The organism is Tenacibaculum sp. MAR_2009_124 (assembly GCF_900105455.1).
Taxonomy (GTDB): domain Bacteria; phylum Bacteroidota; class Bacteroidia; order Flavobacteriales; family Flavobacteriaceae; genus Polaribacter.
Window position 1 is genome coordinate 571505 of sequence record NZ_FNSF01000005.1, and the last position, 11355, is coordinate 582859.

The window sequence follows — 11355 nt, forward strand, 5'->3', positions numbered from 1 at the left end:
AAAATATATTTAAATATTGAAAGCAACTATTATCTGTTAACATCTATCTATTAATTGATTTAAAAAGAAGAAGCCCCATGATTGAAAACCATGGGACTTCTTTATATATATTATTGAATAACTGTCTTTATTCCTTTACATCAAGCTTTATACTCAATTCTCCTAATTGTTCGCTATCAATAGTCGCAGGAGCATCAATCATTACATCCCTTCCTGAATTATTCTTTGGAAAAGCAATAAAATCCCTAATTGTTTCTTGTCCTCCCAAAATTGCTACCAAACGATCCAAACCAAAAGCTAAACCTCCGTGTGGCGGTGCACCATATTCAAAAGCATCCATTAAAAAACCAAACTGTGCTTTCGCTTCCTCAGGAGTAAACCCTAAATGTTTAAACATAATAGCTTGTGTTTCTTTATCATGAATTCTAATAGACCCACCTCCAATTTCATTTCCATTCAGCACCAAATCATATGCATTGGCCTTCACCGCTCCAGGATCCGTATCTAATAATTCCATTTGACCTGGCTTCGGAGAAGTAAATGGATGGTGCATTGCATGATAATGCCCCGTTTCTTCATCCAGCTCTAACAATGGAAAATCAACTACCCATAACGGTGCAAACTCATCAGCTTTTCTCAAACCTAAACGTTCAGCCATTTCCATACGTAAAGCACTTAATTGAGCTCTTACTTTCGAAGTATTTCCTGAAAGCACACAAATTAAATCTCCAGCTTTAGCTCCTGTTGTCTTCGCCCAATTTGCTAAATCCTCTTGATCATAGAATTTATCTACTGACGATTTATAGCTTCCGTCTTCATTACACTTCACATATACCATTCCTAAAGCACCAACTTGAGGACGCTTTACCCAATCAATTAACTTATCAATTTCTTTTCGTGTATAAGAAGCTCCTCCTGGCACAGCGATACCTACAACTAATTCAGCCTCGTTAAAAACTTTGAATTCTTTGTGTTTCGCTACTTCATTTAACTCACCAAACTCCATCCCAAAACGGATATCTGGTTTATCATTTCCATACCTACGCATAGCTTCGTCAAACGTAATTCTAGGAAATTTTTCCACCTCAACATTGTTAATCTCTTTTAACAAGTGACGTGTCATCCCTTCGAAAATCTCTAAAATATCTTCTTGCTCAACAAACGCCATTTCACAGTCTATTTGTGTAAACTCAGGTTGACGGTCAGCTCTTAAATCTTCATCTCTAAAACACTTTACAATCTGGAAATACTTATCCATTCCCCCTACCATAAGTAACTGCTTAAAGGTTTGAGGAGATTGTGGTAATGCATAAAACTGTCCTGCATTCATTCTTGAAGGAACTACAAAGTCTCTTGCTCCCTCAGGTGTAGATTTAATCAAATATGGAGTTTCTACATCAATAAAACCTTTATCTGAAAGATACTTACGTACTTCCATTGATACTTTATGACGGAAAACTAAACTTTCTTTTACTGGATTACGACGAATATCTAAATAACGATACTTCATACGTAAATCTTCTCCTCCATCCGTTTCATCCTCGATCGTAAATGGAGGGAGCTTAGCATTGTTTAACACAGTTAACTCAGACACTAACACCTCAACATCACCTGTAGGAATATTTCCATTTTTAGAAGCTCTTTCAATCACAGAACCTTTTACCTGAACTACGAACTCACGCCCTAAAGTTTTAGCTTTTTCCATCAACTCTTTTGGTGTGCGCTCTTCATCAAAAATTAACTGAGTAATTCCATAACGATCACGTAAATCCACCCAAATCATAAATCCTTTATCTCGTGACTTTTGCACCCATCCTGCTAGGGTTACTTCGGTATTAATATGCGATGCTCTTAACTCACCACAAGTATGCGTTCTGTACATTTCTTGAATTTTTAGCTGGGCAAATTTAACCATAAATGTCAGTATGCAAAAAATTACCGTAAGTTCATTTTTTTTTAATCGTTAATCTTTGTATAATTCACCCGAAATAGAGTTTCGTATTAATACACCATCTATTCTAATAGTTAGTTAATTCAGACCATATGAAGAGAAAACAACATTATATACCATTACTGTTAACTTTGCTAGTTTTTATATTATTACAGTTACCAGGCTTAACTTTTATTCAATACCCTTTTAGATTGTTAGGAACTTGGTTTCATGAAATGGGACATGGCATTTCTGCTCTATTGGTGGGCGGCCAATTCATGCATTTAGAAATTTATGAAAACGGAGGAGGAGTAGCTTATTCCAACGTATCCAACTCTTATTTACCATATCATATTGCTAGAGCGATTACCGCTGCAGGCGGTCTTCTAGGTGCAACGATTACTGGATCTATATGCATTGTTGCGGCTAAAAAACCCAGGTCAACTACTTATGCACTCGCTACCCTACTTTTTATTATTATTCTTTCACTAATTTTATGGATACGATCATTTTGGGGAATTCTTATCCTAAGTGCTTTCGCTGTTGGACTCCTTATTGTTTTTAAATTACAAAATAAAAATCTTCAGAAATCGGTTCTTTTATTTTTGGGACTTCAGGCTGCATTAAGTAGTTATTACGAATTGGGATATGTTTTTACCAAACAATTTGAGAGGTTTGGAAAAATCAATTACTCTGATACAGAAACCATTGCGCAGAACACCTTTGGAACGTATTGGTTTTGGGGAATAATTATTAGTGCTATCAATCTTTACATTATTACTAAAGCTATTGTTATCTATTTTGAAAATAAAAAGAGTGGTCATTAAGATATTCTTATGATCGACTTGTATTCAAGGGGATTAATCCCCTTGGCTAATTTTTCGCCAACCTTACTTTGAAAAGCGAGGTTCTTAACGAAAACAACAAGTCTGTTAAAAATTCAAAATAATTGGTTATGACGAATCCTTCCTCGTTTATTTGTTATTCAAAACAACACGAATGACATTAATAGATTTTACAGCCAAATTAAACAACACTCCTGATCAAATTGAGTTTTCTGAAACGATTGCAACAATTGACGCTAATTATGACTTTACTCCTACAGCTTTTAAAAATGGAGAAACCAACAACAATGCTAACGAAAACAACGGTTCTTGCAAAGTATTTGCATTCGCATTAGATCAAAATTTTACCCAAGAAGAAGCGTTAGCATCCTTCGGGCAATTTTATTTCAAAGATATTTTAGAAAATCCAGAAGGCATCGACCATCAGAATATCCGCAACTTTATCAAATTTGGATTTGACGGATTAGCCTTTCAAGGTATAGCACTTACTCCAAAAAAACAATGATTTTCATTCAATAAATCATATTTTTGAGTTAAACAAAAATTCATGAAATTAATTCTACAGAAAAACAGTTTACTTGATTTCCCTCAAGAAACAAAATACCCCGAATACTTTATAGACAGTTTAGATAATAATTTTATTAGGCCTAATATCAATGAGACCGACCAAATTCATACTGCTGAAATCCAAATTAACCAAATAAACCTCCTCATAGGAGCAAATAACTCAGGAAAAAGCCGATTCATGCGAGGTTTATTAAAGGCCAACAATCATCTATCGACAATTTCTAACAAATCTTCCTATTTGAAACTTTATCAACAATTAGAAAGAATAGAATTTAAGTCTCAAAATATAAAAGAAGGAGGACCCAATTATGAATATTGGAAAAACGCATTTGCTGACTTAACAAAAATTAATATTTCAGCCATCGAAAATTTTGGTACAACTCGAAGAAAAGATTTCGAAGATAAAATCGAAGATATAAAACAACAAATTCCTGATATTAGCGACAGCGATTTAAAAAATAGAATAAAGAGTTATTTGGACTTGGCTTCTGACTTTCTGAAAGAAATTGAGTTCACAATTAATAATAGGATCAAAAAAAAGACATACATCCCAGTATTAAGAAGTTTATTGAAAAACTCAAATCTAACTTCCGAACAACTCAAAATTGTCGCTAAAGAACTTACCTTAAACACTGACAAAGAGAGCCAAACTATAAATATTCATACGGGATCCGATATATGGCAAAAACTATTCGATCTGACTCTTAGCCGGAAAAGAAGAGGTATTAAAAAATTCGAAAGTTTCTTAAGTAAAAATTTCTTTGAATCAAAAGAAGTTGAAATTTTTGCCGACAATACAAATAACGGACAGGTGTCAATTGGAATAGACGGCGGTGATTTTCTGGGAATAAATGAAATAGGAGATGGAATCCAAGCTATAATTAACTTAATGTTTCCAATTTTCTTTTCTGAGAAAAATGAACTGTTTTTCATTGAAGAACCAGAACAAAATCTACACCCTGCTTTCCAACGCATTTTTATCGAAACGTTATTAACAAATGAATTTATTATAGAGAAAAACCTGAAGTTCTTCTTTACAACGCACTCCAATCATTTCCTTGACCTTACTCTAAAAAGTAATAAAGTTTCTTTTTTCCAATTCCAGAAAATTGAAGAGGGTAAACATTTGATCAAGGCTAATATAAAGCCGGATCGAGAGACATTAGATATTCTCGGTGTAAACAACAGCTCAATTTTTCTTGCTAATACTTTAATATGGGTAGAAGGTCCAACCGATAGAAAATACCTATCAAAATTCTTAAAACTTTACTGCAAGCATTATCACAAACCACTTTTAAAAGAAGATCTTGACTTCGCTTTTTTAGAATACGGAGGTAATTTAATTTCACATTACCTTTTCAAAGAAGATGAAAATTTCGATGAAAATGAAGTTAAAGAAAAAATCAACGCTTTTAGCATTTCAAACAAAATATATCTGCTCGCGGATAATGATAATGCAATCGAAGGGAGCAAAAAATTTCAAAGACATCAAGATCTTAAAAAATTATCTAGTGGAAGTAATAATTTTTATTATCAAGATACAGGAGTAAAGGAAATTGAAAATCTACTACCAGAGATAGTATTAAAGGATTTTCTTCCTGAATTAATTAATAAAACGAATAAAAGAAACACCAAAAATATAAAGCTCAAAGTATCTTCGTCTCAAGGTATCGGTGAGGTGTTTGAACAAGCATTAGTCGCCTCAGGAATAAAAAACTATAGAAAATTCAAGGAAACTAGCCCTTCCACTACTTTAAAACCAAACTACAAGAATAAACTAGCGGATTTTTTTAGTGATAATAATTACGTCTACCAAGATTTAATTGAGAACAACCCTAATTTAGAAAAGATCATAGTAAATCTTTATCATTTCATTAAACCCTATCATCAAAAAAGTAGCTAAATTTTAAAGCCGTTAATTATTAAAAGCTCCTGCTTTCAGTCTGCCAAAATAATCTTTAGCGGCTCTTTTAACCTTTGGTGCTAATATTAATGTTGAAATGACCGTTGGAATTGCCATTAATGCATAAGCACTATCAATAATACTAATTACAAATTTTAAATCGATTACTGAAGCAATAACAATTGTCACTATGTATATGTAGTTGTAATACTTCCCTATTTTAATTCCAAACAAATAACTCAAACAACTATACCCATAAAATGAATAGGTGAACAGTGTAGAGAATGCGAAAATTAAAACGCAAATTGTAATAATTATGCTTCCTAGATTAGCTGGTAGTACTGTATCAAAAGCAACCAGTGTTAATGAAATACCATTACCTTCAAATCCTTGCCAAACTCCCGAAGCTAGAATAGCCAATGCAGTTAATGTACATACCAATAAAGTATCAATAGCTGGCCCTAACATCGCTACTAACCCTTCTCTAATAGGTTCACTTGTTTTTGCAGTTCCATGCATCATGGGAGCCGTTCCCAAACCAGCCTCATTAGAAAATGCTGCTCTTCTGACACCCGTTATTATCAATGTTCCTAAAGCCCCTCCAACTACAGCTTTTCCAGAAAAAGCATCAGTAAATATTAATGAAAATATTGATGGCACGTCTTCTATTCTTAAAATTAAAATTGTTAGAACGGTTACTAAATATACCACCACCATAATGGGCACCAACTTACCTGCTACCTTTCCAATTCGTTTTATTCCTCCAAAAATTACCATTGCAGTAATGATCGCAATGCTAATTCCTAAGAGAAGCTTTGCGGTATCAGTATTCGATTCTCTCACCTGAAAAACATCTACCAAGGTTTGAGTTAATTGATTTGCTTGGAAGGCTGGTAAGGTTCCAAATAATCCAGCAAAAGCAAAAAATGCAGCTAACGGTTTCCATTGTTTCCCTAAACCTTCAGTAATTACATACATTGGTCCCCCTTTAATATTTCCTTCTTCATCTTTCCCTCTATACATTACAGATAAACTACAAGTAAAAAACTTAGTAGCCATTCCTACAAAGGCGCTTACCCACATCCAAAAAATAGCACCAGGACCTCCAGTAGCAATAGCTATAGCAACACCGCTAATGTTCCCCATTCCTACGGTGGCAGCAATAGCAGAAGATAAAGCCTCGTAGTGCGATAAATCACCAGGAGAATCGTGCTTATCATATTTACCACTTAAAATACGAACTGCATGCCTCATATACCTAAAAGGAACTAATCCAGAATAGATAAAAAGGAATAGGCCACCTCCAATTAAAAGAATTAATAATGGAATTCCCCATACCCATTGAGAAAATTCAGATATAAGGCTTTGTATAGATAAATACATACTACTTTTATTTTGTGCGAAAGTACGGAATCTTCAGAAATTAAACTTTTCATGTAGTTCAAATGCTGTATTGATTATTTGGGTGTTTTCATCCACAACCTTATCAAAAACAAAAAAGAATGGTGTTTTAACCATTCTTTCTTATAATTCATTTTGAAAATTTTAGTTTGACAATTAATTCATCAAATCTTCAATTTCATCCGCTTCAATAGGTATGTTTCTCATTAAATTAAAAGGGCTCTCATTTTCTTGGATTATTACATCATCTTCCAAACGAATTCCGAATCCTTCATCGGGCAAGTAAATCCCTGGCTCAACAGTAAATACCATATTGGCTTGCATTGGTTCATGCAATAAACCATAATCATGCGTATCTAAACCGATATGATGTGAAGTTCCATGCATGAAATACTTTTTATAAGCTGGCCAATTTGGATCTTCATTTTGTACATCTGCTTTATCTAACAAACCTAATCCTAGTAATTCATCCGTCATGATTTTCCCAACCTCAACATGGTAATCTGCCCAAATAGTTCCTGGTACTAACATTTTAGTCGCTTCATTTTTGACCTTATTTACTGCATTGTATACAGCTTTTTGTCTGCCCGTAAACTTTCCAGAAACAGGAATTGTTCTTGTCATATCTGCAGAGTAGTTCGCATACTCCGCACCAACATCCATTAAAATTAAATCTCCTGAATTACATTGATTATTGTTTTCTATATAATGTAATACATTAGCGTTATTTCCTGATGCAATAATTGGAGTATAAGCAAATTTTTTAGAACGGTTTCTTAAAAACTCATGAATGTATTCGGCTTCAATTTCGTATTCCCAAACCCCAGGCTTTACAAAACCTAGCACACGTCTAAAACCTTTTTCCGTAATATCACAAGCTTTTTGCATTAAATCAATTTCAATAGCATCTTTAACTGAACGTAATCGCTGTAAAATTGGGTTACTTTTAGCTACTGAATGCGCAGGATATTTATTTCGTAACCACTTTGTAAAACGATCTTCTCTTGTTTCAGTTTCAACATTCGCTCTGTAATGCTCATTCGTATTAATATAAACCGTATTGGCATAACTCATTAATTCAGACATTACTTTTTCTAAATCTTGCAACCAAAATACTGTTTTAACTCCACTAACTTCAAAAGCTCTTTCTTTGGTTAATTTATCACCTTCCCAAACAGCAATATGCTCGTTAGTTTCTCTTAAAAATAAAATTTCTCTGTATTGTGGTTTTGGACAATCAGGAAAAAGTACAAGAATACTTTCTTCTTGATCTACCCCACTTAAATAAAAAATATCTCTATGTTGTTCAAAAGGCAAAGTACTATCTGCACTTACTGGATAGATATCATTTGAATTAAAAACCGCTAAACTATTCTCTGACATTTTAGCCATAAAATTTTTTCGATTCTTTACGAATAAATTACTATTAATAGGTTGGTATTTCATCTCTATATTTTTATATGTTTATACCTTTTATAATTTGAAATTACCATCGCAGAACATTCTTCTTTTCCATTTATAAAAGAGAAAGTTTTTATTTTCTTGTACGATTATTTCAAATATCAATTGGTATGTAGGAATATCTTGCTCCAAAATTAATTAAAATCATAGTGAGTACTTGCAGCCAAATGGCACTATTTTACATTCTTTCGAATTCTACTCATATGTCTTTTTGAAATCCCTAAGAAAGAAGCTAAGTAATGCAGAGGTACCTCATTCAAGAGATCGGGCTCATTAATGAGTAATTTTTTATATCTATCTTCTGGTTGAAGAGTTAACAAATCAAGTCGATAATCATCAATTAAAAAAATCTGGTTTTCAATAAGGTTGTAATAAAATTGTTTAAAAGCTATATTAGACTGCATCAGCTTCTGAAAGTCATGTGTTTTTACAACTTTAAGTTGACATTTACTCAATGCTTTTATATTCTTTGATGAAGGTGTTTGCTTTAGGAAACTTTTTAAGGATGTTGTACAACTATTTTTGAGAGCTAAGTAGGTTGTTTTATCTTCATCCTTCACCGTAATTGAATGTTGCAGAATACCACTTTCAACAAAACAGAAATGTTTACAAATTTCTCCTACTTCAACAAATGTCTTATCCTTAGGAAGTTCGTATAAACTAAAAGCTTCCAAAATTTCATCTACATAAACATTCAAATTATTATCATTAATTACTTCAAAAAGATAATTTCGAAAATTTGCGACATCCTTCATTACAATCTATAACTTTTTTGCAATAAATGTATAAAAAAGAAAGATGCTATCAATAGCATCTTTCTACCCTTCATCCTATTCACTCACATAGTGAGTCAAAATCTTTCGACATTTGTCAAAATATCTTTAAAATGATTACATTTCTACCTTGGTTCATCCAAGATAAGAACATCTTATTTACTCATGGCGTTTTTAATAAGTCCAATAATGACCATTAAAACTCCACCTCCAACACCACCACCTGCGATGCTTCCTAAGATACCTCCGAGATCAATTCCTAACATTCCAAGTAATTGACCTCCAAGACCACCTCCTAGAATTCCCACAACGGAGTTCCAAAGTGTTCCCATAGAGAATTTTTTAAGCAAAGCGCCTGCCAGGTTACCACCTAGGGCACCTGTTAATAAACTAATTATTAATTCCATGTTTTGATTTTTTTGGTAGTTATCACTACCTAAATTAACTAAAAATAAAACAATAAAACAAATAAAATCAACACATTACAGTTCTCCAACATGAAATAAAGCATCTCCCATGTTAATAATTGGAAAGTTATTCTTTGCAATTACATAGCCATTTATTGGAGATTTAACTTTGTAGTTCGTCTCTCCATAAGTATCCATTATACTTCCTAAAATTTGGCCTTTTTTTATTGCGCTTCCATTAGCGACTTTTGTAGAAAAAAGCCCTGCTACTTTTGCTCGTACCCATTTTCTTTTATTTAAATGTATACTCTCTATTTCGGTTATAGTTTCTGGTACATTGGTTATCATTTTGAAGTATTGTAAAACTCTTAATGTTCCATCTATACCTTCTTTAATAGCATTCTCATCTAATCTTAAAGACTCTCCTCCTTCGTATACAATTACAGGAATGCTATTTTTATAACATTCATTTCGAAAAGATTTAGGTATTAACTTAGAAGCGAACATTAAAGGTGCGTTAAAAATTTTAGCCAACTCCAATCCCTCTCTATCCTGAGGAGTATATCTAATTTGAGGAAAATTATTTCTTTGTGCTCCGCCGGTATGATAATCAATAGCAAAATCAACATTTTTAATCAATTCTTCCATTAAATAACGAGCAATTCTACTGGCTAAAGAACCCGATTTAGATCCTGGAAAACTTCGATTTACGTCTTTTCCGTGCATATTTCTTGTTAAGTCAAGAAAACCAAAAACATTAAGTAAAGGAAGTACAATTACACATCCTTTATGAATTTTATATCGCTTATCAATAAGCATTCTTCTTACTAATTCAATACTATTCGTTTCATCACCATGCAATCCTCCTTGAAGTAAAACTGTAGGGCCTAATTCATCTCCATTAAAAACATATACAGGAATTTCTATCAACGTCCCCGTCGCCAATCTATCCACGGGAATTTTGATTAATTTAGACTCCCCTAATCGAATTCTTTCATTTCGTATAACTACCTCTTCGTTCTTGAACTCTTTGTCAAACATTTTCTCTCAATGTATTTAATAATTTCTTCTGCTACATTCACTTTTGTATAGGCCTCTATTCCCTGTAAACCAGGAGTTGAATTTACTTCAATTAACAAAGCACCCCGTTTCGAACGTATCAAATCAACTCCAGCAACTGGTAATCCTAAATAATGCGCCGCTTTAATAGCCATTTCTTCTTCTTTGGAAGTTAAACTTACCACTGATCCAATTCCTCCTCGATGAATATTTGATCTAAAATCATCCTCCAGACCTTTCCTTTTCATTGAAGCAATCACTTTATCTCCAACCACCAATGCTCTTATATCTTCACTATTGCTTTCTTTAATGAATTCCTGCAATAAAAAGCTCGTATTCATGGTATGTAGGGTGTCAATAATCGATTTGGCTGACTTTTCTGTTTCTGCCAGTATAACCCCCATTCCATGTGTTCCTTCCTGTAATTTAATAATCACTGGGGCTCCGCCAAGAAGATCTATTTGTTCTTTAATAGTATCAGTGTTTACAGAAAAAACGGTATCTGGAATTGGAATATGCTTCCTGTTCATAATCTGTAAAGTTCTGAGTTTGTTTTGAGCTCTTAAAATCCCTAACGATCTGGCGGTACTAAAAACATCATTCATTTCAAACTCTTTAACAATAGCCGCTCCATGACCTGTAATAGATGCTCCAATACGAGGAATAATAACATCAGGTTCGTCAATGATATCATCTCCTTCGAAAATAACTTGTCTTTTTCCCTGACTTAATTTAACGGAACATTTGGCATGATTAATAATACTTACATCGTGTCCGCGATTAATGGCCTCATCATAAAGTCGTTTGGTAGAATACACTTGACCACTAACAGAGAGGATAAAAATGTTCATAAGCAAGATATTGTTATTGATATTTAAAAACTATGATTCTTCATTAAATCTACCTAGCTATTTGCTATAATATCTAATCCATTTTAAATTCCATAATCAACGATTTATGAAATTTTCTCAAAGATTCTATATAAGAATTTTCGTGTTCTCACAAATCT

Annotated in this window: 10 protein-coding genes; 3 read left to right on the top strand and 7 right to left on the bottom strand. The window is 33.2% G+C overall.

What is annotated here, in order from left to right; all coding sequences use genetic code 11:
• Positions 1 to 127 precede the first annotated feature (127 nt).
• Positions 128 to 1882 (bottom strand): aspartate--tRNA ligase, encoded by a 1755-nt coding sequence (gene aspS, locus BLW23_RS13180; protein WP_093671798.1) that lies wholly within the window; start codon positions 1880 to 1882, stop codon positions 128 to 130.
• A gap of 161 nt (positions 1883 to 2043) precedes the next feature.
• On the opposite strand from aspS, the gene BLW23_RS13185 reads away from it, so the two are divergent.
• From BLW23_RS13185 to BLW23_RS13195, 3 genes are all read left to right on the top strand, one after another.
• Complete coding sequence (locus BLW23_RS13185) at positions 2044 to 2757, top strand: M50 family metallopeptidase (protein ID WP_093670588.1); 714 nt, start codon at positions 2044 to 2046, stop codon at positions 2755 to 2757.
• Between the two features lie 172 nt (positions 2758 to 2929).
• Positions 2930 to 3280 carry a HopJ type III effector protein gene (locus BLW23_RS13190; protein ID WP_093670590.1) on the top strand — a complete coding sequence of 117 codons (351 nt, stop codon included), beginning with the start codon at positions 2930 to 2932 and terminating at the stop codon, positions 3278 to 3280.
• Positions 3281 to 3322: 42 nt separating this feature from the next.
• Positions 3323 to 5245, top strand: a complete 1923-nt coding sequence (locus tag BLW23_RS13195) for an ATP-dependent nuclease (RefSeq protein ID WP_093670592.1) — start codon at positions 3323 to 3325, stop codon at positions 5243 to 5245.
• A gap of 12 nt (positions 5246 to 5257) precedes the next feature.
• Here the strand turns inward: BLW23_RS13195 and BLW23_RS13200 are convergent, their stop codons facing one another.
• The 6 genes from BLW23_RS13200 to BLW23_RS13225 all read right to left on the bottom strand — a co-directional run bounded on the left by BLW23_RS13200 (position 5258) and on the right by BLW23_RS13225 (position 11197).
• Complete coding sequence (locus BLW23_RS13200; RefSeq protein ID WP_176829824.1) at positions 5258 to 6628, bottom strand: alanine/glycine:cation symporter family protein; 1371 nt, start codon at positions 6626 to 6628, stop codon at positions 5258 to 5260.
• Positions 6629 to 6802: 174 nt separating this feature from the next.
• The gene (locus BLW23_RS13205) at positions 6803 to 8092 is read right to left on the bottom strand and encodes an aminopeptidase P family protein (protein WP_093670594.1); all 1290 of its coding nucleotides are present in this window, start codon (positions 8090 to 8092) and stop codon (positions 6803 to 6805) included.
• Positions 8093 to 8280: 188 nt separating this feature from the next.
• Positions 8281 to 8862: a Crp/Fnr family transcriptional regulator gene (locus BLW23_RS13210; protein WP_093670596.1), complete on the bottom strand. Its 582-nt coding sequence runs from the start codon at positions 8860 to 8862 to the stop codon at positions 8281 to 8283.
• Between the two features lie 173 nt (positions 8863 to 9035).
• Complete coding sequence (locus BLW23_RS13215; RefSeq protein WP_093670597.1) at positions 9036 to 9287, bottom strand: hypothetical protein; 252 nt, start codon at positions 9285 to 9287, stop codon at positions 9036 to 9038.
• Positions 9288 to 9362: 75 nt separating this feature from the next.
• Positions 9363 to 10328 carry a succinylglutamate desuccinylase/aspartoacylase family protein gene (locus tag BLW23_RS13220; protein WP_093670599.1) on the bottom strand — a complete coding sequence of 322 codons (966 nt, stop codon included), beginning with the start codon at positions 10326 to 10328 and terminating at the stop codon, positions 9363 to 9365.
• Positions 10295 to 11197 (bottom strand): RimK family alpha-L-glutamate ligase, encoded by a 903-nt coding sequence (locus BLW23_RS13225; RefSeq protein WP_093670601.1) that lies wholly within the window; start codon positions 11195 to 11197, stop codon positions 10295 to 10297. The genes BLW23_RS13220 and BLW23_RS13225 overlap by 34 nt, the downstream gene beginning before the upstream one ends.
• Positions 11198 to 11355 lie beyond the last annotated feature (158 nt).